We start from the raw sequence: 25,473 nt of genomic DNA on the forward strand, positions 1-25,473 counted from the left end.
TATTCAGCCGGGCCGGTCGATATCAAAGGTATCGCGAGTGGTGCTATAAGTGTTACCCGCCATTCGGCCAACAGCATCAAGCTTCTCGGTTCGAATTCGGCCCTGGTCATACAGTTCGTCCGCAACGTGAACCTGGATAATATCGCCCAGAACCAAACGCCCGGCCATGGGTTCGTCACCAAAACGCTGAAGGTCACGCAGGCGGCATTCAAAATGAATCTGTGCCTGGGCAATGCGGGGGGGCAGTACAGCAAGCGATGGCGTGGTCGACAACCCGGCAAAACCGACTTCGCTGTCACCACGAGCCAGCGGCGCAGAGGTTTTGTTCATCGCTTCAACAACGCGATGACTGACAATATTCAAGGTGAACTCCGGGCATTCCTGGAGATTCAGCACCGTGTCTTTCTCGCTGCCATCGGGTTTGCGCAACGGTGCAAACGCCACAATGGGCGGATTAACACTGACCAGCGTAAAAAAAGAAAAGGGAGCAAGATTCAGCACGCCCTGGTGGTTGCGAGTGCACACCCAGGCGATTGGTCTGGGCTGTATTGAGCCAACCATCAACTTATAAATGGCGGTTGCGTCGAGATCGGCAATGGCCAGTTCCATAGGGTCAATCCTTCAATGAAAGAACGTCAGCCCGAGCTGTCAGCCGGGCAATCGAAGTAAACACCACGCGGATCATATCGCCGGGTTTTGCGAACAGATGGACAAGTAGGCTTTAATCACTGAGTCCATGCCGCGCTCAATGCATTCCACGGTCAAAACGTGCCCTATCGACACTTCCAGAATGCCGGGAATGGTCAAAAAATCCGGCAGATTGGTCAGATCCAGGTCATGTCCGGCATTAACGCCCAGGCCAAGACTGCGCGCCAGGTCCGCCGCTTCGCGATAATTGGCCAGCACGGCCTTGGCTGACGCTGTTTCATAGGCACTGGCATAGCCTTCGGTATAGAGTTCAATGCGCTGTGCACTGGAGTTTGCTGCCCGTTGCACCTGATCTGTGTCCGGGTCGAGAAACACCGAGCTGCGCACGCCTGCCGCGTGTATGCGCGCCAGAACGGTGTCGAGAAATGCCGCGTGCTGGCTGAAGTCCCAACCGTGATCTGACGTCAGTTGACCGGGCTCGTCCGGCACCAGCGTACACTGATCGGGTTTGACGGTTTCCACCAATGCCAGAAAGTCTTCGGTCGGGTAGCCTTCAATATTTAATTCGACACCCGGATGTGAACGCAAGGCTGCTTTCAAATCGTACGCATCCTGCGCCGTCGCATGACGAGCGTCCGGGCGCGGGTGAATGGTAATACCCTGTACACCGAGCGCGATGAATTTTTCAGCGAAATCGACGACATTTGGAAAGTCGCGACCCCGGGAATTACGCAGCAAGGCTATTTTATTAAGGTTAACACTCAGTTGTGTCATTGAGGTTCCTGCATACTCTGGCGACCGATTCGAGCAAGTGTATCAAACTTTACCGCTATCAAACTGCCAGCAAAGCCCACTTTCTGTGGTTTCATGGGTAAAAGCAGACAAGGTTCGATCGAGAAAGACGGCACTGGCAAAGAGCGCGAACAGCGCATCGTTTTCAACCAGATGTTCCTGTACCAAAAATTCAGCCGGCGATGGTTTACAGGCTTCGCAATAGCGCCGCCAGAGCGCATCAAACTGCTCACAGATCGGAACGGGGAGATCAAACCACAGTGAGCCGTGTTTGAGCATCCAAACCCGGTGCACCCGTGGCTGCAAAAACAGCTGAGTCAGTGTTACCTGACGCGGCTTCATGCTTCCGCCGGCACCAGTATCCGGTAGTCACCGCTCAGTACCGCAACTGTATCGCCACTGGCATCCCGGGAAGACACCTCAACCAGTGCGCGCCAGTGCCCGCTGAGTCGCCGGTCCGGTGGCGCCGTAAACCGGGCCTGAACGTCGAGATCAGACAAGGCTGCCTTCGGGTAGCGTACCTGACCGTCTTTGATGGCGACCTGCTCAGGCAAACCCTGCAAACCCGCCCAACGCGCGGTGTGATACCAGCCGGCAATCACCAGCGCCGCATACTGGCTGCCGGCAAACAGCGTGCCTTTATCGTTGCGGTTACCCAACAAGGGGATGTGAAATCGGGTCACGGTGTCGTCGCTGCTGACCCATTCGATCCCCAATTTGGCCAGCGGCTCTATTTGGTCCAGTCGGATCATTTGCCAACCTCCGACCCGGCACCATCGAGCCAGCCGGGAAAAGCTTCCAGCGAGGTCAACGTTGCTGCCAATTGCCCGGCCCACTTTGGATCCGTTGGCAACAGGTCTGGTACATGCAGTACATTGCAGCCCGCTGCCAGGCCAGCCAGTACGCCATTAGCACTGTCTTCCACTACTAACGATCTGGCGGGAGCAACCTCCAGCCGGGTGCAGCCGGCCAGATACGGCTCCGGATGGGGCTTACCTCTGGTTACCTGATCACCCCCAAGCAACGACTCAAAGTACCCCCGCAAACCAGCACGTTCGAGTTTGGCCTCGGCCAGTGCAAGGCGCGTACTGGTGACCACCATTTGGCGTCGACCGGAACGAGCCACATGCTCCAGTGATTCGACCACGCCGGGCTTCAGCACCAGTTCCGTCTTTGCCCGTTCGGTGTAGCGATCTCCAGTCTGGTCGATCCAGTACTCGGCGCTGTCTGCGGAATCGACATAGCTCAGGAACCATTGAATCAACCCGGCCCGGTTCAAACCGATGGTTTCGAGATAACGCCGCTCAGCGTCCGGTACCGGCCCACCATTGGCCATGACTTCCGTAAAAACCGCTTGCACCAGCCGTTCTGAATCCAGCAAGACGCCGTCCATATCCCAGAGTACTGCGTCCAATTCAGGTAATGCCATCAGGTGTCTCCCAGACAGGCGGCCAGATCACTGGCCAGTCGCAGCATCATATCAGCATAAAGCCCGGCTCCGGGTTCAGACAACTGGCCCAGCGGGTCGATTGTCCCGAGTGTTGCCTTGTCCAGATCGTTAACCAGTGGCAGCAGCCAACGCTCGCTGTACTGAGGTTCGCGAAACAGGCAGACACGATCATACGGCGCGGCCAGATCACGCAAACGTGCAATGGTTCTCGGGCCGGGCGGAATGTCCGGATTCAATACCAGCGCGCCCAGGCCGTTCAGACTCTGATCCTGCTCAAAGTACTGAAAACCATCGTGGAAGAGGATATAAGGCGTTTCCCGACTGGTCTCAAGGTGCCTGTCTATTTGCTCGCCCAAGCCCGCCAGGCGCGTCCGGGTCTGGTCGGCATTGCGTTGATAACGGCTGCGGTTGTCTGGATCGTGCTCGACCAGCCGGGCCTCTACAAAATCGACAAAGACCCGTGCATTGTCGAGTGACAACCAGACGTGAGGGTCCAGATCACCGTGATCATGATCGTGTTCATCGCCGATCTCAGACTCAGAAAACAGCGTATCTCGCATCGGCAGCAGCGTCATACCACCGTCAAAATCATGCAGATCAAATGCCTGGGCATCGTCTCGCAGTCGTGGTAACAGTCTTGCCAGGGCGGTCTCTAGCTCGGGTCCAATCCAGAACAACAGGTCGGTTTCAACCACCGCTTTCAGTTGTCGGGGAGTCATCGCACTGGAATGGGGGGACTGACGGGTTTCGTACACCAGCTCGGGCTCTGCTACCCCCGCCATAACCTGGGCGACCAGGCTGTGTAATGGGGCAATCGACACCAGCACCCTGGGCGGCCCGGTTTCTGCCCCCACCGGACTCATGATTACCATCAGCACGGCCAATGGCCGGGCCCAACAGGCCAACTTTCTATACAACAACATACTCGACTCTTGTAATAGCGGATCTGGGAGAATGATCAATAGTTGGTATGATACACTGTAACTTCAAGTCTGTGTTGGTCCAGGCAGCACGACTACTTACTACCCGACGATCAGGAGCATGCCACCCGTGTCACGCACACACCCTCTCATTGAAGCCCGGCAACTGGGCGTTCGACTCGGTGGTGAAACCATTATTCGCAACGTCAATCTCAGTGTTTACGGCGGCCAGATTGTGACCCTGATCGGCCCCAACGGTGCCGGTAAGTCAACGCTGATCAAAACACTGTTAGGCGTGCACCGGATCAGTGAGGGTCAGTTAACCCTGGCCCCGTCACTGACCATCGGCTACATGCCGCAACGCATCAGCATCGACGACTCCCTGCCCTTGTCCGTTTACCGGTTGATGACTCTGACCCACCGGGCCAGTCGTACTGCCGTGACCGAGGCGCTGCAACTGACGGATGTTCCGCACCTGATTGATCGGCCGGTCCAGCAACTCAGTGGCGGTGAATTCCAACGGGTCATGCTGGCGCGAGCGCTGCTGAAACAGCCTGACCTGCTGGTTCTCGATGAACCGGTCCAGGGCGTTGATTTCAATGGCGAAGTCGACTTGTATCGGCTGATTCAACGCATTCGCGACGAGCGTGGCTGCGCCATACTGATGGTGTCACACGATCTGCACCTGGTCATGGCGGCAACCGATGAAGTTGTCTGCCTGAACGGCCACGTCTGCTGCACCGGCGCGCCTGAAACCATTACCCAACAGCCAGAGTTCACCCAGTTGTTCGGGCACAAACACGCGGATGCACTGGCCTTTTACAGCCACCACCACGACCACAATCACAGTCTCGCGGAACAGGGAGGGCATGTTCATGATTGAGATGCTTTGGCCCGCCCTGCTCGCAGGTACTGGAATCGCCTTGCTTGCAGGCCCGCTGGGCAGCTTTATGGTGTGGCGTCGTATGGCTTATTTTGGCGACACCATGGCACATTCCGGTTTGCTGGGCGTCACCCTGGCGGTGGTGTTGAATTTGAACCTGACCGTTGGCATCGCCCTGGTAACCACAGCTCTGGCTCTGCTGCTGTTTGGTTTGCAACGCCAGCGACGACTGCCATCAGATACCTTACTGGGCATTCTGTCACATGGCTCTCTGGCCATTGGCATGCTGGTTCTGGCTTTTTCAGAATCCGTCCGAATCGATTTGAGTGGCTTGCTGTTCGGGGATTTGTTGGCAGTAAACCGCGGCGATGTTCTCTGGGTAGCAGCCATTCTGGTCGTAGCGCTGCCGGTAATGCTGTTGATCTGGAGGCCTCTGCTGGCCATCACTGTGCATGAGGATCTGGCCCGGGCCGAGGGCATCGCCACCGAGCGAATTCGAATCGTCTATCTGATATTAATCGCGCTGGTGATAGCTGTCGCCATGAAAATCGTGGGCATCCTGCTGATTACCGCTCTGATGATCATTCCTGCTGCAGCGGCTCGATGGTTATCAAAAACCCCAGAGCAAATGGCCGTGGGCGCGTCACTGCTGGGGGTTCTGTGTGTCTGGGCCGGACTGGCAGGTTCCTGGTTCACCAACGCGCCGAGCGGCCCGGCTATTGTAGTTACCGCAGTTATCGCTTTTGCTGTTCTGCTGACGATCAGTCAATTCTGGCAACGGACGCGAGGCTAAATACCCATGCTGGCCAAAGATTCCAGAATGTTTCTGGCCATGGCCGCACTGCGCGGATGGTCGACGCTCAGATCTTCGATCAGTATCTCCATCGATTCACGCAGGCTGGGTTCTTCGGGATCCGGTTCGTCTGTGTTGTGAATGTGATACTCAACCCTGGCCAGCAGCTCCTGTTGCTGCGGGCTTATGTCACCTTCATCCATAGTCGCTCGTAATCGCTCAAGCAAGGCGCGCAAATGGTCTTTTGGCATGGTGGAACCCTTGTGTCGATGAATAATGTAAAACAAACATGGCCGGTCTGTCAGTTAGCAGTAACCTTGACACCAAACCATACCCTAACTATAGCAGAGCCAGTACACTCTGCGTTTGTAAACCGCACTTTCAGTGCTTGACATTACCCGGGCTGGAAGCTCAAAACTGACGTCAAAGCGACCAATAGGAGGGATGGATAATGCTGATCAAAGACGCTGCAGTAGCATCCGGCTTACCGGCCAAAACAATCCGATACTATGAAAGTCTGGGTTTGATCGAGTCCCGGCGGGCCGCAAACGGCTATCGCCAATACGGCAACCGGGACGTCGAGCGCATGCAGTTTCTGGCGCGCTCAAGAACACTGGGTTTCTCCCTGGAAGAATGCCGGTCTCTGCTTGATCTCTATGACGACCCGTCCCGGGCCAGTGCGTCTGTCAATGCACTGGCCAGCAGACACCTGGATGAACTCGACGATAAAATTCGTGAATTGACGGCCATGAAGCACACGCTGATTGGTCTGGTATCACGGTGTCCGGGTAACCAGTCTTCCGACTGCGCCATTCTGGAGTCTCTGGCCCACGGGCAAACGGAACAATAAACTGTTCACCATGCTTTGATTTGTGATCGGTTAGCGATAATCTAGGCCGTGTCTTGAAGCCTGAAGGAATTCTGAACATGCTGGATTGGATCGTTAATTTCTGGGTCGAAAACTCACCCTTTATACTCAACGTCGGTTACAACCTGCTGCTGGTCATCGCGGTCTTCATCGTTGCCAGTATCGTTTCCAACACTGTCAAGAAGTCGATCCGCAACAGCGGAAAACGCATCAAACGCATGGACCCGACTCTGCTTCCCCTGTTTGCCGGCATTGCCGGTTACTCAGTCTATATTGTCGCGGTAGTCATTGTGCTTGATATCTTTGGCGTCAATACCAATTCCATTGTCGCGCTGCTGGGTGCCGCTGGCCTGGCCATTGGCCTGGCGTTGAAAGACACCTTGAGCAACATCGCTTCCGGCATCATGATGCTGATTCTGCGGCCGTTCCGCGTGGGCGACTACATCACGTTCAGTGGAACCGGTGGCACCGTGGAAGAGATTAGCCTGTTCACAACCATCCTGAAAACACCGGATGGCCAGTACATCTCAGCACCCAACTCCAACGTTTGGAGCGCCACCATACAAAACTCGACCCGAAACGGGACACGCCGTATGGACGTTGTCGTTGGTGTTGCCTACGACGACGACCTCGATGCCGGTTTCCGGGCCCTGCAGACCATCGTGGAAGAAGAGTCCCGCTTTCTAAAAGACCCGGCGCCCCAGGTCATGGTTCAGTCACTGGGAGACAGTTCCGTGAATCTGCAAATTCGCGCCTGGGCTACGGTCGATGACTACTGGACGATCTGGTGGGAAATGCAGAAAAAAGTGAAAGTGGCGGTAGAAGCGGCAGGGCTTAGCATTCCGTTTCCACAGCGCGATGTTCATCACTACAACGTGGACAACATGCCGGTACAGGCAGAAGGTATTCCCAAACCGTAACTGGTGTTAAAAAGCCGGGCTTAGCCCGGTTTTTTTATTACCAGAAACGTAACCGGCGCAGTATCAGAAATTCAATAACAGCTACAACGCCCAAGCCTATGCAGGTATACCAGAATGCCATGCCGTCATCGACGCCCGGCATCCCGCCCACATTGATACCGAACAAACCCGTCAGGAACCCCAGCGGCAGAAAAATACCCGCAATGACCGATAACCAATAGGTGTTTCGATTCATACGCTCGGCCAATACCTGCTGCTGTTCGTCCCGCACCAGCTGAATTTGCTGCAACAGCATTTCAATGGTTTCCAGCATGCGCAGCGTCACATCGCGCTGGTTGGCCAGCAACATCAGATCCCGCTCTGACAACCATTCACCCGCCTCGCCTGACAGCCGGTCGAGGGCACCCATCTGTGGCCTGATAAACCGGTTAAGTCGTAGCAGGCGCTTGTGAAAATGCGTCAGGTCAGACAAATACTGCTGTGGATTCACACTGCTGTCGCGGCTTTCCAATGCTTCCAGCTCACGCTCTGAGGCCTCCAGCAACTCTCCGATACGATCATTCAGCGCCTCAATGAGCGTAACCAGCAACGCACTGACAGACGCAGGCCCCTGCCCTTGCTCAAGCCGTTCACGCACACTGGCAATGGCTTTGAATGGCCGTTTGCGCAGCGTAATCAAGCCATCTTTGTACCAGAGCATACGCAGACTCAACATATCGTCTGGCGCAGCGCCCGGTGTCAGGTTGACACCTCGTAAAATCAACAGAAAACCGTCACCTGAGGGCTCAAACCGGGGGCGGGTATCTTCAGCCAGCAGGGCCTGGCGCAGCCCGCGGCCGATCCCAAGATCCGCTAACCAGACAGGCAATCCGGCGGCGTCTCGCTGACAATGGACCCAGCGCTGACTGACATCGTCAGGCGCGTCGGTCTGCGACTCCGGAGGCTGCCGGTCAAACCGCCAATGATCGATTACAAAGGAGTGATCGGCACAGTTGTCATTGTCCATCATGGTGAGTCCCGCAAAACCCGTGCAATCGATGCCGGGGAGATGTCAGTTGCCAAAAATCGTGCCGGTGAACCGTATTCAATGCGTTGCCAGCTCAGTCTTCAGTGCGGTCAGTGCAGTGCATCACCTTGGGCGTCTGCATCCAGTTCAGGCTCATCAAGAAACAGGACATCGAGTGCCGTTGCGTGCTCAAGTACATTCAGCGTGCTTTGGGTCACAGCGCTGAGAAAGGCATTGAAATACGCCGGTGACAACTCGGCTGCGATCAGGATACCACTGATCACCAGTCGGGGAATTTCGTCATCGTGAAGGTTCAGCGTCACCTTTACCAGCGGGTGCTCAAAGTTCACCAGGTTAAGGCTGCCGTGCAGGGGCAATACCGCCGACGGCCGTATGGGCAATTCGGTTGAAATGATGATCATGCCTTCATCCAGAAAGACCCGACTTTCCAGAACACCCAATTGCTCTTCCAGGTCCGTCAGGTGAATGCCATCACAGTTCGGACACAGGTAGTGCCGGACAGACAGGTCTTTTAACCAATTCTCAAGATGATCTCGTGTGAAATCGGACATGCAAGGTCGCCTATCAGGGGTCATTCAAAAACGGATGGGCATTGTACGGCCATTTTGGTCTGGTCTCCACCAGGTTCACAGCAATGGCAAAGGGCCTTGTTGCTTGACTGCCCGAATCGCAAAGCTGCTGTCGATGGTGTTAACTGCCGGGGCTTTTTGTAAGCGCCGAACCCAGCGTTCGTAGCCTGGCAGATCGGAAGTGACGACCTGTAACAGGTAGTCGAAAGACCCCGATACAGTGTGGCAATCAATGACTTCAGGCATGTCCCGCAGCGTATCCTCAAACGCTTCGACCAGACTGTCCTGGTGCTGATTAAGCCGCACGTGAACGAAGATGGTAATGCCCAGGTTCAGACGCTGCCGATCAAGATGCGCGCGGTAACCGCTGATGTAACCCTCGTCTTCAAGACGACGCAAGCGCCGTGCGCAGGGTGATGCCGACAACCCAACTCGCTCGGCCAACTCGGCTGTGGTCAGGCGAGCATTACGCTGCACCGAATCCAGTAGCCTGCGATCAATTCGATCAAGCACTTTCACCTCCCGTTGACTTAAATCATCAGTATTTACAGGTATTTTAGCACAATGAACCAACATGACCGACCGAGACCCCGAAACTCACCCTAATCTGCTCCCTGGTTTGCGGCACACTGTGTGCCCATCGCCAGCCGACCCGCCTTTCCACGCCCATCGGAGCAATGACCATGAGCTACCCACTTACGCGCAACGCAACGGCCCCCAGGCGCCTGACCGACGTCCTGCCGCAACTGACCACGCCCAATGTGCGACTGACCGGCTACGCGGCAGCCCTGGCAACGGTGTTAATTTGGTCATGCTATTTTTTATCGCTTCGCTTTGGCGCCCTGTCACCGCTCGGCACCTTTGAGCTGACACTGTTTCGCTTTGCCGTACCGGGGCTGATTCTACTGCCCTGTTTCATTCATCGTCGACGCCAGATTCTGGCAGTTCACCCCCTGTGGCTGTCTGGCATCCTGGTCGGTGCCGGGCTGCCGTTTTTCCTGTTAAGTGCCCACGCCATGGGCCTGGCACCTGTGGTACAGGGCAGCACCCTGATTCCAGGCACCGCCCCTCTGTTCGTGACGGCACTGGCTGTTATGATTTTCAGACAACCACTGACCAGGTCGCGCCTGGCCGGCCTTGCCAGTGTGGTCGCCGGCATTCTGTGCATGCTGGCCGCGACCGGCATGGACATCGGTGGTGCTGTGTTCCAGGGGCAACTGATGTTTTTGCTGTGCAGTTTGTGTTGGGCATTGTTTACACTCAGCGTTCGCCAGAGTGGACTCGCCCCCCTGGAGACAGCGGCTGTGCTAACCGTACCCAGCGGGGTTTTATTGATACTTTACGGGCTAGCCAGCGGAAACGGCATTGATCTTGGCACGGTACCGGCCCGGGAATGGTTGCTGCAATTAGTGGTACAGGGCGTAGCCGTAGGGTTGGGAGCTGGTTTTCTGTATGGCTACGCGATTCGTGCGCTGGGTGCTGAGGTAACCTCGGCCATCGGGTCACTGACGCCAGTCTGCGCTACCCTTTTGGCGATGGTCTTTTTGCACGAAAGCGTCGAACTGATCACGCTGTTGGGGTTATCCTTGGTGACCTTGGGTGTGATTGCCGCCAGCGGACTGATCCGTTCTTGCAAACAGCCTGACCGAACCGCTCATGATATCCCTAATAAACCGGAGTGACAGAATGTTCGAACGTCTCGATGCCCCCAAACAAGATCCGATTCTGGGGTTAACCCTGGCCATTCAGGCCGATCAGCGCAGCGACAAAATTGACCTGGGCATCGGGGTTTACCGCAACGCCGATGGCGCAACACCGATTATGGCTGCCGTCAGGCAGGCTCAGCGTGAACAAGCTGAGAATCAGACCACCAAAAGCTATATAGGCCTGGCCGGGAACGAGACGTTCAACACCGCCCTGATTGACCTGCTGCTGGGTGGCACAGCGGCCCATAGCCGCGCCGCCGGGATTCAAACCCCGGGTGCCAGCGGCGCGCTGCGCATGTTGGCCGAACTGATCAAAAGCGCCCGCCCTGACGCGACGGTTTGGATCAGCAACCCCAGTTACGTCAATCACCAGCCCGTCATGGAAGCGGCTGGTCTGAAAGTCGCCAAGTACCCCTACTTTGATGTGGACACCAAACAAGTCGATGAAGAAGCCATGCTCGAAAAAGTTGCGACGCTGGGCGAGCAGGATGTTCTGTTGCTGCACGGCTGTTGCCATAATCCGACCGGGGCTGATATGTCCATGCACGCCTGGCAACGCATTGCAGACCTGGCTGAACAACGGGGTTTCCTGCCCTTTGTCGACATCGCCTACCAGGGGTTTGGTGAGGGCTTGATGGAAGATGCCGCTGGTTTGCGCTACCTTGCCGACCGCCTGCCAGAGCTGATCATCGCAACGTCCTGTTCAAAAAACTTCGGCCTCTACCGGGAGCGCACGGGTGCAGCTATTGTCGTCGGTCACACGCTCGAAGAAAGCGTTAAAGCCAAAGGTCGCATTCTGGAAATAGCGCGGGGCAGCTATACCATGCCACCGGATCATGGGGCAGCGCTGGTCGCAGCGATTCTCGGCCGCGACGATTTAAAAACCCTTTGGCTGGACGAACTGACGGCCATGAACAAACGCATCAATCACCTGCGGGCCGAACTGGTTCGCCAGTTCCGGGACAGCAGTGGCAGCGACCGTTTCGATTATTTTGGCCAGCATAAAGGGATGTTTTCGGTGACCGGATTACATGCAGAACACATTGACGCGTTGCGCGTCGATCACGGCATTTATATGGTGGGCGGCGGCCGCATGAACGTCGCCGGACTTGCTGAGCGGGATATACCCCGCCTTGTGGACTGTTTTCTCACCGTCGGTGCCTGATTTGAATCCCCTCTGTGCGGTGTACATCCACGCCGCACACGGGCATAGTCTGCAGGCAGTCTCCTCCTGGCAATAGCGGTACAGACCCAAAGGAAGCGACGCACCCGACCCGCAGCATTCAGATATGGCGCTTATGACCTCCACTCCGTTTTTAACACTCCTGAAACGCTGGTTTCTGCCGGCCATACTGGTCGCCTGTATTCCCTTGTTCTTCTATAGCGCAGGCATGGGGTTGGACTCTGAACTGGAGCGCAGCCTGCTCAACTTTGGCCACATCGTTTATTTTGCACTGGCGATCTTTGCATTGCGCAACAATCTGGACATGCGCACCTGGCCCCACTGGCTCGCCATCAGCATTGCCGTATTTCTGGTCAGCATTATTGTCGAGTACATTCAACACAACACCGGCCGAACCCGAAGCTGGGAGGACGTGGAACGCAACCTGATCGGTGCCTGGTTGACGATGTTTTGGCTGAACCCGCCCAACGCACAGATCTGGACCGGTCGACTCATCGCCACCGGACTCTTCGTCAGCCAACTGGTCATGGTCAGCCAGGTTAGTCTGACCGAATACCGGTTACAAAATACCCTGCCGATCCTGTCCGATTTTGAAAACGACCATGAAATCAACTGGTGGCAAGGCGATGTGTCTCAAACCGACGAGCGCGCCTGGCATGGCAACCAAAGCATGGTCGTGCGCCTGACTACCCAGACTTACTCGGGCGCCCGGATGACCCGGCTACCCAATGACTGGACTGGCTACACCAGCATTAACGTCGCGATTTATAACCCGAGCCTGTTACCAATGCCACTGACGTTGCGCATCAACGATAAAACGCATGAGCAATCCCTGCTGTATCAGGATCGTTTCAACAGTACCTTTATTATTGAATACGGCTGGAACCTGATTGAGTTCGCGCTAGAGGAGGTTAAAAATGCCCCTGCAGGCCGGGAGATGGATATGGCCAACATCAGCCACCTGGAACTCTTCGCCTTCGAGCTTGACCGCCCGCGCGAAATAACCCTCGATTATCTCCGGTTGAAGTGAGTTCGTTCATCATAGATGTGCTTTAGCATCTAAGACCCCTCGCTCGATATCAGGGCTCGCCGGTCCTGCCAGAATGCCTGGCACACCTGAATAAAATCCCGGGTGACCGGGCTCAATTCCCGATCCAACCGGTAAAACACCCCGACCTGACGCTCGATACTGGCGAAATCAAATTCCAGCAGTGGCCTGAAGTGCTGAATCTGGGGTAGCTGACGCGTTACTTCGGTACTGATGTAACCCACCGCCAGACCCTGATCGATCAGATTCAGGCGCACATTCAAACTGCTGATTTGCCAGATCATTTGAAAGCGATCGCGCAGTTTCTCCTGATAGGGACGCTGGTCCGGTTCGTCGAGTGACGACACCACCAGCGGAATGCGCTGCAGGTCGGCCAGCGTCAGTGATCCGCTGTGAATTGGCTTGCTGGGGTTAATCATCAGCAGGCGTTTTTCCCGGTACAGCGGTACGCGCTCAAAACGATCCATCCGGGTCTGAAACGGCCCCAATCCGAGTTCAACTTCCCCGCTGATCACCGACTGCACAATGGTCCGCGACGGCTGTTCAATAATACGCAGGCGAGCTTCGGGCCAGCGCCGGTTGAACACCGAGATCAGTTCAGCCCCGGCAAACCGGTTGTTGGTGCTATCGATGGCGACGGCCAGACGTTGATCCAGCCCGCGGGACAGTCGGTTCAGATCGCTGAACACCTGTTGCTCCTGCTGGCGCTGGTCGTCGGCATACCGGTAAAGCCGACGCCCTGCGGGGGTCAGCCGAACCGGTCGGTCACGTATCAGTAGGGGCACACCCAGCTTGGTCTCCAGCTGCTTTACCGACTGACTGACCGCTGACTGAGAGAGGTGCAAGTCAACTGCGGCCGATCGAAACCCACCGGTCCGCGCGACACTCAAAAAGATACGCAGTTCACTATTTTCGAAACGCACTATAAGCTCTACTTATCATAACTTAATAAAGTTTAATTAGATTAACCAAAAGTGGGCGCGTTTAATAGCGCCCTCACAGCGTATTGAAGGTGATTCCATGACTACCGACATCAATTCAGGGCTCGAAGGCGTTATCGTCGGCGCAACGCGCCTGTCCAATGTTGAAGGCGAAATCGGCCGTCTGACTTACCGGGGTGAGGCCATTGAAGAACTGGTCAAACAGCCGTTCGCAGGCGTCGCCTACTGGCTGATGACCGGTGAACACCCAAGCTCAGACCAGGTTCGTGCCCTGGATCTCTGGCTGGCAGCAGAGTCTGAACTCACCGCCACCGAGTTGCGGCTGCTTGAGCAGTTACCGCGCACCCTGCATCCGATGGCGGTGCTGCAAAGTGTGGCACCGGTTGCCAACCTGACGCCCAACCAGTCAGCCCCCGACTTCGTCACCGAGCAATGGCAGGATGGCCTGGTACTGGCAGCCCGCTTGAACGGCGTCGTCCGCGTCTGGCATAACCTCTGCACTCTGGGTCAGGTCCGGGTGTTGCCCGCCGGCCTCGGGTTTCTGGAAACCTTGCTGCATGGCATTCAGGGCCAGGCGCCTTCATCAGAGGCACTGGGCGCCATCAATGCCACCCAGATACTGCAACTGGACCACAGCTTTAACGCGGGCACCTTTGCCGGTCGTGTCATCGCCAGTACTCAGGGCAGTCTGCAAGCCAGCGTTGCCGGCAGCCTGGGTGCCCTCTCCGGAGCATTGCACGGCGGGGCCGATGAAGCCGCCGTGATCATGGCGCAAACCATAGGCTCGCCGGATCAGGCTGATGCCTGGGTGCGCGATGCGTTGGCGAACAAGGCCAAAATCATGGGTATGGGGCACCGGGAATACAAAGCACTGGACCCACGCGCAGCCATTCTCAAGCCCATGGCACGTCAGTTCTGCGAAGGGACTGAATGGGAAAACCTGATGGAAACGCTGGTGGCAGTAGAAGACACCTGCCAGTCAGTATTCAGTGAAAAGGGCAAGGAAATACACGCCAACCTGGAGTTTTACAAAGGCGCGGTCTACCTCGCGCTGGGCATCCCGGAGCAGTATTTCACGTCGTTCTTTGCCTGCAGCCGGGTCTTCGGTTGGGTCTCGCATTACCACGAGTTCCAGACCGACGCCCGACTGATTCGTCCGCGCGCGCTTTACATCGGCGCCTGATCGGTTGCCGGCTTCGGCCGGCCAAACCGGATCAAACGGGTAGTGATGGCGGTTCCGAACAGGGTGATCGCCATCCCCAGCCATACCGTCAGACTGATCGTCTCGCCAAGAAACACATACCCCCACCCCAGCGCACTGACCGGGACCAGAAAGGTTACCGTCGAAGTCGCCGTTGCGCCCGCACTTGAGAGCAACTGAAAATACACCAGAAAAGCGACCGCAGTGCTGAACAGCGCCAGCGCCAACGTATTCATCCAGGCCTGAGTCGACGGCATGGTTTCGGGCCAGAGCAGCATACCCGGTATCAGCAGGATCAGTGCAGACAAGGCGGTGCTGCCTCCGGCGACCACCTGAACCGGCAAATGAGACAAACGCTGCTTGGTAAAGTTGCCGGCAACGCCATAGCTCAGGGTGGCCAATAACGCCGCCAGTATTGACCAGCCATCGCCACCGACCGAAAAATCCAAACGGTTTCCCGACAGAACATAAACACCGACAAACGCGACCGCCAGACCCAGATACTGTTGCCGGGTCACGGCCGTGGCGAAAAACATCATGCCAATCAGGGCGGTAAACAAAGGCGTTGTAGCGTTAATCAGTGACGTGAAGCCCGCCTCCAGGCTGAGCGTCGCATAGGCCAGGAGAGAGAATGGCAACACATGATTCGTGACAGACAGAACCGCCAGAGGTGCCTTGTACTGCCAGAACAAATCGAGATGACGACGGACCATCAGCAGAGGCGACAACAACAGGGCTGCGACGCCCATTCGAACAAAAATAAGACTCACCGCACCAAACTCCGGCGCGGCGACCCGCATGAAAATAAATGACACACCCCACAGGGTCGACAACGCCAGCAGGCGCAGCACATCTAACGGCAACATCCGGTGAATTCCTGATTAAACTGAAGGCAACCCCGAGTCAGGGTCTGAAGTAAGCGTGACACCCTCGGCTGTTAACTCATAAAAGAAACAATCGCGGCGGTTGGTGTGGCACGCTGGCCCCTGCTGGTCGACCAGCAACAATAATGTATCGCCGTCACAGTCAAGCTTCATGCTAACCAGACGCTGGCGGTGACCGGAACTTTCGCCCTTGCGCCAATAGGTCTGGCGTGATCGCGACCAATAGCATACCTGCCCTTGCGCCAGTGTTTCTTCTATCGCGGCCCGGTTCATCCAGGCCATCATCAGCACTTCTCCGGTATCGTGCTGCTGGGCAATAGCCGGAACGAGTCCGTCCTCATTGGTTTTGAGTTGACTGAGCACGTCGTCGAGGTTCAACTGGGTACCCTGGGGAGCCTGCTCCCATTTCTTCAACATGGTCCTGCCTTTTTGGTCAGCGATGTAAGAGCAATCAGGTTGGCGCAGGTAGACACTCAATTCCCTGCGGTCACAGCCTAAAAAACCGCGCTCCAGTTTACCTGAATCCGGGAAGGATACACGCCGTATTCGTCCACAACCCGGGGCTCTGCGTTGCGCACATCAGGCCGCTTGGCCAGAGCATGCAGAAACGTCACATCAAGGGTGCTGTTATTGCCCAGGCTGCGACTGAGTGCCCCGGTCATCAGCACGCCATGATCGCTGAGATTAATGGCCTGACCCAGTGAGGCTTGCCACAGAGGCGACAGCGGTTTCGACGCTTGCAGGCTGATGTAATGACGACCCCAGGGCGACACCAAACCCGTTTGATGCCAGCCAGACGCCGCGATCTCAGCATAGTCGCCATCGGCGCCGGTACTGTTAAAGTGATATTCCGCGACGACATAAACGTCGTCCAGAATCTGCTGATCCACGCCGAGGGTCGCGCGAAAACCGGTGCCACCATCAGTGGTTTCCTGTGTGGCCAATACAGCCATTTCCTGCCACACCCCCCAGTCGCCGAGCGCCGTTTGGGCTCCCAGGCCAAGCACATGGTGGGTCTGATTAACGGTCAGTGCGGTCGCTTCCCAGGTAAAGCGACTGACCTGCGTATACCCACGAGCGAACAACACCGAATCGTCACCGAACACCCAACCCAGATCCAACTCGGTCACCGCCCCCATCGGTAACAACCATCGCAACGCATCCACCCCTGCCCGGTAGGCAGGCTCTTGCGCTTGCAAACCCGAAGGCAATATCACATCAACCGGCGAATAAACCCGGGCGAGTCCAAAACTGATCGGCTGACGTCCCAGAGTTATATCGCCCCGGCTGGGGTAGGCACGTACAAAGGCCCGATCCAGATTCTGGCTGACGCGCACCGGATCGTTATCGACGACAGTGGTATCAAGGTCACGCCAGCGGAAGTCAGCCAGATCAGTCTGCAATGCCTGCTGCAATGCCCCGTCTCCGTCGGCTTGCGCCAGCCGAACTTGCCCGGCCAGGCCGTAATGCACCCCCATTTCCAGCGAAGTCGTGGGGTACCAGGCCAGATTCAACCGCCCGCTGAACGTCTGATCCAAGGCCCAGGCCGGCGGTTGCATTGCGTCGTCCAGCCCACTGACTTGTGGGTAGGCCACCACCTCAGCACCGGCCGACAGATCCCACCAGACATCCCATTCTGCCTCTGCGAACCCCGCCAAACCCAATAACAAAACAGCGGCCAGCGCTGCTGAGACGCTGGGTCTGCCATGCGTCTCGCTGCGCACGCTATGATTCGCCACGTTCAGATTCAGAATCAATGCACCCGTCCTTCAGCCGGATCAATCGGCTGGCTCGCTCCATGATCATCGGATCATGGGTGGAGAAGACAAACGTCATGCCCTCATTGCGGTTAAGATCGTGCATCATGTCGAGCAAATCTGATCCGGTTTGCGAATCCAGGTTAGCCGTCGGTTCATCGGCCAGAATAATGTTGGGTCGACTGACCATGGCACGCGCAACGGCGACCCGCTGCTGCTGGCCACCTGATAACTGATTCGGGAAACGGCCTTCCCGGCCTGCCAGGCCTACCCGGTTAAGCATCGCATAGACCCGTTTGCGTCGCTCTGTCTCTGCGACCCCTTGCAACAGCATGATGTATTCGCAATTCTCGGCAGCCGTTAATACCGGAATCAGGTTGTAAGCCTGAAAAATAAATCCGATGTGGTCACGCCGAAAATCCGACAGTTCGCGCCCGGACATTTGCGTAATGTCCTTGTTCGCCAAGTGCACTTGCCCGAGGGTCGGGTTGTCCAACCCCCCCATCAATTGCAATAGCGTTGATTTGCCAGAACCGGAAGGCCCGACAATGGCAGTGAACTCACCCGACTCGATGCTAAGGCTCACCCGGTCAAGGGCTTTAACCAGAGTATCGCCTTCACCATAATGTTTGCTGACGTCCAGGGTTTCTATAACCGGCGACATCGTTGCTCTCCCTGTTATCGGCTTGTCGATATTCAATGACTCTCATCAACCCGATAATTGATAAACTTGAATCAACACCGCTACAGGCTTTTGTGAAGCGCCTTGGCGGGTACAATGCGCGCAGCATGAATGGCCGGGTAGATACAGGCCACCAGCGTCATGGCCAAGACCCACAGTGGCAACACACTGTATTGCATGATGCGATGTTGCGGTCGAATGATTTCTGCCAGCGCTACCCCGGATATTTCCATCGATCCGTAGTCGATCCCGACCGATGCAGACCAGGAAATCAGCAAGACACCCAACACCAGTCCGATACCAATGGCGCCCACTGCCAGAATAAAGCCTTCAGTCATGATCAGTCGAAACAACTGACGCCGGCGCGTTCCAATAGCCAGCAAAACGCCAAACTCATAGGTCCGCTCATAAATGGACATAAACAGTCCATTGATCACGCCCAGGCCTGCCAAAATGAACAGCACGACTCCGGCGATCAGAGTACTGCTATTGGTTAGCTGCAACATGGTCGACAGTTGCGGCATCAACTCGGTCCAACCCTGGGCAACCTGGCGTTCGTTGCTAAGGCGTTGCCACAAGCCAAGACCCGTGTTCGTGGCCAGGGAGGCGGTGCTCAGATTAAAAGCAATTTCATGGACGGCGTTGTCGAGGCCCATCATCGCCTGGGCCTCTGGCAGACGAATGAACACCAGGTTCTCATCCATGGCGCGGGCGTTCAGATGAAAAATCCCGCTGACCCGGAACAACTGCTGTTCAGCCGCCTCAGTCACCTGGTTGTTTACCGAGACCACGATGCGATCCCCCAGTTGTGCTTCCAGCAATTCGGCCAGACGATCCCCCATCAATATCTGGGTGACGGGCCCTGCAGCGGACAGGTAGTCACCGGCGATCATCGCATCGGCAATTTTCGATACGCTGGCTTCGGCCACCGGGTCGATGCCAACCACTTGCACCGCCCGGTTGCTGGCCGCACTGGAGACCATGCCAAAGGCCAGCGCTCGGGCCGCGAAGCCCGCGACCTCGGGCTCCCGAGCCAGTTGATCAAGCACCGTGTCCGGATCGTCTATCACCCGGCTTTCGTCCTGCCGGGCGAGAAAGTCCCGATGGTGAATCTGGGCATCGCCCGAGTAAAGTCGCGTCGCCGAACGCACCATGGTATCGGTCATGCCCTGAATCAGCGCGTCGGTAAACATCAGTGCAGTCAGACTTAGACTGATAATCATGGCGGTCAGCAGGGTGCGTCTGCGATTTCTCGCCAGGTTGCGCAATGCCAGTCGTTGGGTTAACCCCATATTACAGTGTCCTCATGGCGTCGACTGGCACTATTCGGGCGGCACGAATACCGGGCATCAGCGCAATCAGCAGAGCAGAAACCAGGATCACCAGCATCGGAAAGCCAAAAACATAGGCTGACATCTGACCCCGGTAATGAGAAAACACAATGCCAGAAATTTCCATAGGTTCAGCCAGCGCTATGCCCTGCACGGTAAACCAAAGGTTAATGGGTAACGCCAGTAACAGGCCGACCAAACACGCAATGATCGCCAGCATCAGGGTTTCCAGCACGATCAGGGAAAACAGTCGAGCCGGTGAGGTGCCAATCGCCTTTAACACACCAAATTCACCGGTGCGCTCCAGTACTGACATCAGTACCGTATTAAGCACACCGATGCACACCAGAAAGACAATGACATAAAGGGTGATCATGCCGCCCTCCTTGTCGGCAGTCATGGTCTCATGAAATTCCTTCGCCACGGTTTGCCAGGGGCTGACACTCAGTGCCGGGTCAGGCAGAACCGCTGCAATGCGCGACGCAAGCCGCTGTGCGACCCGGTAATCAGCACCCAGTATGACCAGCCGATGCACTTCGCCCGGTAGCACAAAAAAGGCTTGGGCAGCCGCCAGCGGCATCACCACCCAACGCTCTTCGGCATCGCCCGGCTGCCCCAGTATGCCTTGCACCCGGTAAAGGTCATTGGCCAGGGAGCCATCGGCCCCCTGAGAAACCAGAATCAGTTCGTCTCCCACGCCAAGCGACAATTGCCGCGCAACCTGAGCGCCTATCAACACTCTGACGTAGCCTTGCGCATCCGGTTCGCTGCCAAGGTAATGCCCGGCACTGACTTTGTCGGCCAGATACGATAGCGCCGCTTCCGGTTCGGGATCCACCCCTCTTACGTTCACTGGAAAACTGCGGGTCTCACCATAACCCAGCGCACTGCTTTCGATACGCGGTGCCATGGCCTCAACACCCGGTATGTCGGCTAAGGTATGCAGCAGGGTGTCGGTTAATCCGAAGGCCTTATAGAGGGTTGGCGTCTCGACGTAGCCTTCAACGGTAACCTGAACATGGCCGGTGGTGTCCCGGGTGTAGAAGTCGAGCACCTGGTCATAGCTGCCTTCAGTGACCGACAATTGTACCGACACGAGCAGATAACCGCCTGCCATACTGAGCACCGTCAGCACGGTTCGCCGCCGGTTACGCAAGATGTTCCGCAGAGCAAGCTTCAGCATCATCATGATGATGCCTCAGAACGGACGGCGCAGGTTATTCAGGGTAAAAAAGTCCTCGGTGAGGTCAACGCCAAAATCGAGTTCTTGATAAGTGACGGTGGTTTGGTGCCCGGTTTTGTTCATGGGTGTCAGCGTCATCGTCGCAGGTAAAGTAACGTCACCGTAATCGGTTATATCGCTGAATTCCATGATCCGCATCAAGGAACCGTCTTCATCATAGTAGCGCTGGCGAATCGGCAACAAATTGTCTTTGCCAATGATGATTTCCAGTGCACCCCAGACGGTCACCGTCTGTTCACGAGGGGTCAGGTCCAGTTGGTATTCGGTGTCCGTCTCGCTCAGGCGCACCTGATACTCTTCTACCAGAGACACATCACGCATCAGGTCGTCATTGGTGAAATCGGAACCCATCCAACTGCCCATCATCATCGACGGTGGCACTTTAACGACTTTGCGAATCTTCGGCAGGTAATTCCACATGTCATTATCGCGTTGCAAGGTGCTTACGCCCCGCTCCCGCTGCGGCTCCAATACTCGCACCAGCGCATAATCAAGCCCCAGCGACCAGGATTCCAACGACAAGGAGCGTTCAAATTCCGGGGTGACAATGCTCATGGTCATAACAGCCCGCGCAGAATCCTGCTGGTACAGGGTGTCTATGCGTTCAAGCAGCTCCAGAGCCCTGGGGTCGGTATCGGGTACTTCAGCCCAGCAACCGGCGGCAAGTAGCAACAACAACCAACGCGCATGGATCATACCGCTGTCGATCAGTGTCTTCAGATCCATTGTTCGCCTTCCTTATTTTCACACCCATGGGTCAGGCGGTATTGATTGGGCTCGCGCCGTTATCACCACTGCCTTCTTCATAAAACAGATTATTCCAGCGCATTAGCAACACCGTCATCTGTTGTGCCTGACGCGCCAGCGACTGCAATTCTTCTTCGCTGTTCGGCGCTCCGCGAAACAACTCAAGTTTGCGCATGTCACGACTGATGACATGGTTCGGCTGCTGCAAGCGGTAGACTTCGAGTTTCCAGCGGGTATTGGCGACGACCATTCGATAGAACAGAATTTTGGTGTGACGCCTTACCCGGGTGTAATCGCTCAATTCGCCAAAACCGGTTCCGTCAATGGCCACCAGCTTCACTTCACCGCCGCTGGGGTCGGCGACCAGGGTTGCCGTGCGATCAACATTGCAGATCATCGCCAGGGCCCCGAAAACATGCCCGGGGGTGATCACGCTCAAGGGCTCGCCGCTGGTGTTGTTGTCATCCGGGAACACCAGTAACTGGCCACGCAACAAAAAATAGAAGCTGGGGTCATGATCACCGTGGTGGATAACAACCTCGCCAGGATCAGCAGCCATCACGCGGGCATAGGTTGCCAAAAACTCGGCCTGTTTGGGATCGACTTCACGCAACTCCCGGAAAAAAGAAATGCCACCCAGCAAATCATCGAGTGATACTGCTGAAATGTCTTTGAGTGCCAGGATCTTCATTGTAGTTAACGTACCTTATTTGTGATCAATCATTCACCGCCTGAGCGGTAATTCGATACTGACTTCCATGCTAGACGCTCCAGACTCAACTGTGAATCCAATCTGCAAGCAATAGCCAGCTTTTGATGAAAAGGCACTATATCGTCACAGTTTTGACGACTCACCGTCCACAAGCGTTGCCCGCAGTGCCTCTGAACACGTCATTTACACCCCACAACTGCTGAGTGACTTCAAAACCTCCCCCAGTCTGGGCATTATGCGCACTGGTTTGTAACCCGTCGGACTCCTTTTGCAATGAAGCCTACCCGCCCTGCTTTACACCCACTGCTGCCACTCGTACTGGTATCTCTGGTATCCGGCACCCTTTTACCCCTGGCTCTGGCTCCCTTTGGTTTCTGGCCCGCTGCCTGGCTCAGTCTGATCGGCTATTTCTGGGTCACAGAGCGTGCCGGGACCGGCAAGCAGGCGTTCTGGCTGGGTTGGTGCTATGGGGCTGGCCTCTATGGGCTGGGTATTTCCTGGGTGTATGGCAGCATGCGAACCGTAGCCACTCCAATTCCACTATCGGTGCTGATGACCGCTGCTTTTTGTCTGGCGATTGCATTGCTGCCCGGGCTTCAGGCCTGGCTGTATCATCGGTATTTTAAACGGGCGCGCGGCAGCCGGTGGCTGGCGGCACCCTTGCTGTGGCTTGTGTTCGAATGGGTCAGAAGCTGGTTGTTTACCGGCATGCCCTGGTTGTATGCCGGATACGCCCTAACCGACACGCCGGCGGGTCAGTTGGCGGCCGTTGTGAGCGTTTACGGCCTCAGTACCGTAATCGCGTTTTCCGCCGCCGGGCTGGCCATGGGATTACCCGGCCAAGCCAACCAGGCGCAGCGCCGGACACCGGCACTCAGTGCCGGAGCTATCCTGCTGGCAATGGGTTCAGGCTGGTTGCTGCCAGCCGACCGCTGGAGTGACATTTCAGACAGTGCTTCTGTGGTTGCTATTCAAAGTAACGTCTCGCAAGCGCAAAAATGGCAAAGCAGCCAGGTTCGGCCCACCCTTGAGTTTTACAGTGAGCAAGCCCGGCGCCATGACACCGCAGACCTGATGATTTGGCCGGAAGCCGCGCTGACGGTCAGACCCGAGCGTATTCCAGCCTATCTTGAAGACCTGGATCGCGTGGGGAATGAGCGTCAGCAAGGCATCATCACTGGTATTGTAACCCGGGAGGACGATCGCTACTTCAACGCTCTGCTGGGTTTTGGGACTGCAGATGGTGAATACCGCAAACAGCACCTGGTTCCCTTTGGCGAGTACCTGCCGTTCGAACAGCAACTGCGCGGGCTGATCAATTTTTTCAATATCCCGATGTCGACCCTGACGCCCGCACCGGAACCGCAGTCACCCATGCCCTGGATGTATCGCGGTGAAGAGCGCCATCTGGCACCTGTCATTTGTTATGAAGCCGCTTACCCGGGGCTGACCATGGCCCTGGCCCGGGATTCAGATCTGATGATCATGGTCAGCAACGATGCCTGGTTCGGTGATTCTCTGGCCCCACATCAGCATTTACAGATCACCCGAATGCGGGCGATTGAAAACAGCCGGGCCATTGTGCGCTCGACGCAAAATGGCATCAGTGCCCTGATCGATGCGAACGGTGAGGTGCAGGCGCGCAGTCAGCAATTTGAAGTGGCCGCCGTATCCGGTAGCGTCAACCTTAGACAGGGCATGACGCCCTATCAGCGCTGGGGTGGACCCTACTGGGCGCTCCTACCTCTGCTGGGGTTGATTGCGCTGGGCTGGGCAAGCAGACGCCATCGTGGCTGATCAGCTTCGACCAGCAGCACCCTTGCCCGGTGTTCCCTTAACCGGGTGACGTCGAATACGAAAGAAACCATCCGAAGGTACCTGCAAGGCAGCCATCAGATCTGGCATCGCCTCTTCCAGCACGGTGTCCAGACCCCAGGGCGGGTTCAACACCATCAGTCCGCTGGCGGTCATGCCGTGTTCTCTGGAATCCGGAGCAATGCCCAGTTCAAACACCTGCATTTCCGCCAGCCCGGTCAATTGCCGCTCCAGCTTGCGCACACGCTCGCGCTGCACGACCGGAAACCAGACGGCGATGACGGCTGTCGACATCCGCTGCATCGCACGTTTGACGGCGGTGGCAACGTCATCGTATTCCGCCTTGACTTCATAGGAGGGGTCAATCAATACGAAGGCGCGACGCTCCGGTACTGGCAATTCGGATACCAGTCGTTCCAGCCCATTCTGGCGAGCCACTTTGACCGGTCTTTGCCGACTGAACAGGGCTTCCAGGGCTTCGTGATCCTTGCCGTGCAATTCAGTCAGTACCATCTTGTCTGCGGGTCGCAAGCACTGTCGGGCGATCCAGGGCGAACCCGGGTATAGATTTCCCGTCGCTGCCTCATTCGCCTGGGTAACCAGGCTCAGATACCGCTTAATCAGAGGGTGATGGCCGGGCTTTGCCTGCAGTCGAACAATGCCTTCGGTGGCCTCACCCGTCTTTTGCGCCTGAGGTGCTGTCAGCGAATACATGCCGGCTCCGGCATGGGTGTCAATGTACCTCAGGGGTGTTTCCTTACGCGTCAGGTAATCGAGGCACTGAATCAGCACCAGGTGCTTGAGCACATCGGCATGGTTGCCTGCATGAAAGGCGTGTCGGTAACTGAGCATGGTGTACGGCTTCGTCAAAACGGGTCGCGCAGTATAGGGGACAGGCAGCCAGGCTGTCATTTCGTGTTTAACGCACGAACGCCAGAACTGGCATCCGGACGAGTGCTGAAATACCGGCATATCGAGTAGCCAACTCATTGAAACAAGCATTAAAGAGCCGATCGTTTGTCACGCTGACGCTACACCCGGGCAGCGGCCCAGTTTTACAAATACCCGTCCCGAGCCCCTATTTACCCGGCTTTCCTTTTGATTTTACAGGCGTACAGGGTAGAATCGCCGGGATTTTTTATCTTAGCCCCTTGCAATCGGGTAAGGTTGCGGGGCATCAAAACGATAAGAAGTGACCGGCTACACCGTTACACTTCGGGCGTCCTCACTGACGCAACGATCAACAATAAAAAATCAAACATTGATCGAGTTGCCAATTCTCGAGCGTAATCACGACCAGCCAGACGAACCAGGTGCGACCAGGGTTAACGAATTTTTATGCCTGTTCATCTG

The 25,473-nt window shown here is 56.3% G+C and carries 29 protein-coding genes; 9 read left to right on the forward strand and 20 right to left on the reverse strand.

Annotation, left to right across the window (positions count from 1 at the left end; translation table 11 throughout):
• Positions 1–3 precede the first annotated feature (3 nt).
• The 6 genes from G565_RS0103165 to G565_RS0103190 all read right to left on the reverse strand — a co-directional run bounded on the left by G565_RS0103165 (position 4) and on the right by G565_RS0103190 (position 3,813).
• On the reverse strand, positions 4–609 hold the full coding sequence (locus G565_RS0103165; protein WP_028669671.1) for a flavin reductase family protein: 606 nt from the start codon (positions 607–609) through the stop codon (positions 4–6).
• 72 nt (positions 610–681) lie between these two features.
• Positions 682–1,422: a pyridoxine 5'-phosphate synthase gene (locus G565_RS0103170; RefSeq protein ID WP_028669672.1), complete on the reverse strand. Its 741-nt coding sequence runs from the start codon at positions 1,420–1,422 to the stop codon at positions 682–684.
• Between the two features lie 42 nt (positions 1,423–1,464).
• Entirely contained in the window at positions 1,465–1,782 is a 318-nt protein-coding gene (locus G565_RS0103175; protein WP_028669673.1) for a hypothetical protein, read from the reverse strand.
• Positions 1,779–2,192 (reverse strand): YiiD C-terminal domain-containing protein, encoded by a 414-nt coding sequence (locus G565_RS0103180; protein ID WP_245584110.1) that lies wholly within the window; start codon positions 2,190–2,192, stop codon positions 1,779–1,781. The genes G565_RS0103175 and G565_RS0103180 overlap by 4 nt, the downstream gene beginning before the upstream one ends.
• Entirely contained in the window at positions 2,189–2,869 is a 681-nt protein-coding gene (locus tag G565_RS22725) for an HAD family hydrolase (protein ID WP_051207220.1), read from the reverse strand. The genes G565_RS0103180 and G565_RS22725 overlap by 4 nt, the downstream gene beginning before the upstream one ends.
• Entirely contained in the window at positions 2,869–3,813 is a 945-nt protein-coding gene (locus G565_RS0103190; RefSeq protein ID WP_028669675.1) for a zinc ABC transporter substrate-binding protein, read from the reverse strand. The genes G565_RS22725 and G565_RS0103190 overlap by 1 nt, the downstream gene beginning before the upstream one ends.
• A 127-nt stretch (positions 3,814–3,940) precedes the next feature.
• Here G565_RS0103190 and G565_RS0103195 point away from each other — a divergent pair, with 127 nt between their 5' ends.
• Positions 3,941–4,693, forward strand: a complete 753-nt coding sequence (locus G565_RS0103195) for an ATP-binding cassette domain-containing protein (protein WP_245584111.1) — start codon at positions 3,941–3,943, stop codon at positions 4,691–4,693.
• Positions 4,686–5,486: an iron chelate uptake ABC transporter family permease subunit gene (locus G565_RS22730; RefSeq protein WP_037337509.1), complete on the forward strand. Its 801-nt coding sequence runs from the start codon at positions 4,686–4,688 to the stop codon at positions 5,484–5,486. Before G565_RS0103195 ends, G565_RS22730 begins: the two co-directional genes overlap by 8 nt.
• On the opposite strand, the gene G565_RS0103205 is transcribed toward G565_RS22730, so the two are convergent.
• Positions 5,483–5,737 carry a DUF4404 family protein gene (locus G565_RS0103205; protein WP_028669677.1) on the reverse strand — a complete coding sequence of 85 codons (255 nt, stop codon included), beginning with the start codon at positions 5,735–5,737 and terminating at the stop codon, positions 5,483–5,485. The genes G565_RS22730 and G565_RS0103205 overlap by 4 nt on opposite strands.
• A 200-nt stretch (positions 5,738–5,937) precedes the next feature.
• On the opposite strand from G565_RS0103205, the gene G565_RS0103210 reads away from it, so the two are divergent.
• Positions 5,938–6,336 carry a MerR family DNA-binding protein gene (locus tag G565_RS0103210; protein WP_028669678.1) on the forward strand — a complete coding sequence of 133 codons (399 nt, stop codon included), beginning with the start codon at positions 5,938–5,940 and terminating at the stop codon, positions 6,334–6,336.
• A 77-nt stretch (positions 6,337–6,413) separates the two neighbouring features.
• Positions 6,414–7,274 carry a mechanosensitive ion channel family protein gene (locus G565_RS22735; protein ID WP_051207222.1) on the forward strand — a complete coding sequence of 287 codons (861 nt, stop codon included), beginning with the start codon at positions 6,414–6,416 and terminating at the stop codon, positions 7,272–7,274.
• Positions 7,275–7,311: 37 nt separating this feature from the next.
• Here the strand turns inward: G565_RS22735 and G565_RS0103220 are convergent, their stop codons facing one another.
• The 3 genes from G565_RS0103220 to G565_RS0103230 all read right to left on the reverse strand — a co-directional run bounded on the left by G565_RS0103220 (position 7,312) and on the right by G565_RS0103230 (position 9,383).
• Complete coding sequence (locus G565_RS0103220) at positions 7,312–8,283, reverse strand: zinc transporter ZntB (protein WP_028669679.1); 972 nt, start codon at positions 8,281–8,283, stop codon at positions 7,312–7,314.
• A gap of 107 nt (positions 8,284–8,390) precedes the next feature.
• Positions 8,391–8,852, reverse strand: a complete 462-nt coding sequence (locus G565_RS0103225) for a YbjN domain-containing protein (protein WP_028669680.1) — start codon at positions 8,850–8,852, stop codon at positions 8,391–8,393.
• A 75-nt stretch (positions 8,853–8,927) separates the two neighbouring features.
• Positions 8,928–9,383 carry an Lrp/AsnC family transcriptional regulator gene (locus G565_RS0103230; protein WP_028669681.1) on the reverse strand — a complete coding sequence of 152 codons (456 nt, stop codon included), beginning with the start codon at positions 9,381–9,383 and terminating at the stop codon, positions 8,928–8,930.
• Between the two features lie 170 nt (positions 9,384–9,553).
• On the opposite strand from G565_RS0103230, the gene G565_RS22740 reads away from it, so the two are divergent.
• From G565_RS22740 to G565_RS0103245, 3 genes are all read left to right on the forward strand, one after another.
• On the forward strand, positions 9,554–10,552 hold the full coding sequence (locus G565_RS22740; RefSeq protein WP_051207224.1) for a DMT family transporter: 999 nt from the start codon (positions 9,554–9,556) through the stop codon (positions 10,550–10,552).
• A gap of 4 nt (positions 10,553–10,556) precedes the next feature.
• Positions 10,557–11,741 carry an amino acid aminotransferase gene (locus tag G565_RS0103240; RefSeq protein ID WP_028669682.1) on the forward strand — a complete coding sequence of 395 codons (1,185 nt, stop codon included), beginning with the start codon at positions 10,557–10,559 and terminating at the stop codon, positions 11,739–11,741.
• A gap of 133 nt (positions 11,742–11,874) precedes the next feature.
• Positions 11,875–12,789 (forward strand): VanZ family protein, encoded by a 915-nt coding sequence (locus tag G565_RS0103245; RefSeq protein ID WP_157599991.1) that lies wholly within the window; start codon positions 11,875–11,877, stop codon positions 12,787–12,789.
• Between the two features lie 29 nt (positions 12,790–12,818).
• On the opposite strand, the gene G565_RS25745 is transcribed toward G565_RS0103245, so the two are convergent.
• Positions 12,819–13,730, reverse strand: a complete 912-nt coding sequence (locus G565_RS25745; RefSeq protein WP_051207226.1) for a LysR family transcriptional regulator — start codon at positions 13,728–13,730, stop codon at positions 12,819–12,821.
• A gap of 97 nt (positions 13,731–13,827) precedes the next feature.
• Here G565_RS25745 and G565_RS0103255 point away from each other — a divergent pair, with 97 nt between their 5' ends.
• Positions 13,828–14,931: a citrate/2-methylcitrate synthase gene (locus G565_RS0103255; protein ID WP_028669684.1), complete on the forward strand. Its 1,104-nt coding sequence runs from the start codon at positions 13,828–13,830 to the stop codon at positions 14,929–14,931.
• Here the strand turns inward: G565_RS0103255 and G565_RS0103260 are convergent.
• From G565_RS0103260 to G565_RS0103295, 8 genes are all read right to left on the reverse strand, one after another.
• The gene (locus G565_RS0103260) at positions 14,916–15,815 is read right to left on the reverse strand and encodes a DMT family transporter (protein WP_028669685.1); all 900 of its coding nucleotides are present in this window, start codon (positions 15,813–15,815) and stop codon (positions 14,916–14,918) included. The two genes, G565_RS0103255 and G565_RS0103260, sit on opposite strands and share 16 nt — an antisense overlap.
• Positions 15,816–15,830: 15 nt before the next feature.
• Positions 15,831–16,250: a phosphoribosyl-AMP cyclohydrolase gene (hisI, locus tag G565_RS0103265; protein WP_028669686.1), complete on the reverse strand. Its 420-nt coding sequence runs from the start codon at positions 16,248–16,250 to the stop codon at positions 15,831–15,833.
• 77 nt (positions 16,251–16,327) lie between these two features.
• Positions 16,328–17,590 carry a hypothetical protein gene (locus G565_RS0103270; protein WP_028669687.1) on the reverse strand — a complete coding sequence of 421 codons (1,263 nt, stop codon included), beginning with the start codon at positions 17,588–17,590 and terminating at the stop codon, positions 16,328–16,330.
• Positions 17,559–18,254: an ABC transporter ATP-binding protein gene (locus tag G565_RS0103275; protein ID WP_028669688.1), complete on the reverse strand. Its 696-nt coding sequence runs from the start codon at positions 18,252–18,254 to the stop codon at positions 17,559–17,561. The genes G565_RS0103270 and G565_RS0103275 overlap by 32 nt, the downstream gene beginning before the upstream one ends.
• 80 nt (positions 18,255–18,334) lie before the next feature.
• A complete protein-coding gene (locus G565_RS0103280) occupies positions 18,335–19,564 on the reverse strand; it encodes an ABC transporter permease (RefSeq protein ID WP_028669689.1) in 1,230 nt (409 codons plus the stop codon).
• A gap of 1 nt (position 19,565) precedes the next feature.
• Positions 19,566–20,792 (reverse strand): ABC transporter permease, encoded by a 1,227-nt coding sequence (locus G565_RS0103285; RefSeq protein WP_028669690.1) that lies wholly within the window; start codon positions 20,790–20,792, stop codon positions 19,566–19,568.
• 9 nt (positions 20,793–20,801) lie between these two features.
• Positions 20,802–21,572 (reverse strand): outer membrane lipoprotein-sorting protein, encoded by a 771-nt coding sequence (locus G565_RS0103290; protein ID WP_051207228.1) that lies wholly within the window; start codon positions 21,570–21,572, stop codon positions 20,802–20,804.
• 31 nt (positions 21,573–21,603) lie between these two features.
• The gene (locus tag G565_RS0103295; protein ID WP_028669692.1) at positions 21,604–22,284 is read right to left on the reverse strand and encodes a cyclic nucleotide-binding domain-containing protein; all 681 of its coding nucleotides are present in this window, start codon (positions 22,282–22,284) and stop codon (positions 21,604–21,606) included.
• Between the two features lie 294 nt (positions 22,285–22,578).
• Between G565_RS0103295 and lnt the strand changes: the two genes are divergently transcribed.
• On the forward strand, positions 22,579–24,102 hold the full coding sequence (gene lnt, locus G565_RS0103300; RefSeq protein ID WP_051207230.1) for an apolipoprotein N-acyltransferase: 1,524 nt from the start codon (positions 22,579–22,581) through the stop codon (positions 24,100–24,102).
• On the opposite strand, the gene G565_RS22750 is transcribed toward lnt, so the two are convergent.
• The gene (locus G565_RS22750; protein ID WP_084649203.1) at positions 24,103–24,972 is read right to left on the reverse strand and encodes a 23S rRNA (adenine(2030)-N(6))-methyltransferase RlmJ; all 870 of its coding nucleotides are present in this window, start codon (positions 24,970–24,972) and stop codon (positions 24,103–24,105) included.
• Positions 24,973–25,473: the final 501 nt, after the last annotated feature.

The sequence above is a fragment of the Saccharospirillum impatiens DSM 12546 genome (assembly GCF_000423605.1).
In the GTDB taxonomy this organism is placed as follows: Bacteria; Pseudomonadota; Gammaproteobacteria; order Pseudomonadales; family Natronospirillaceae; genus Saccharospirillum; species Saccharospirillum impatiens.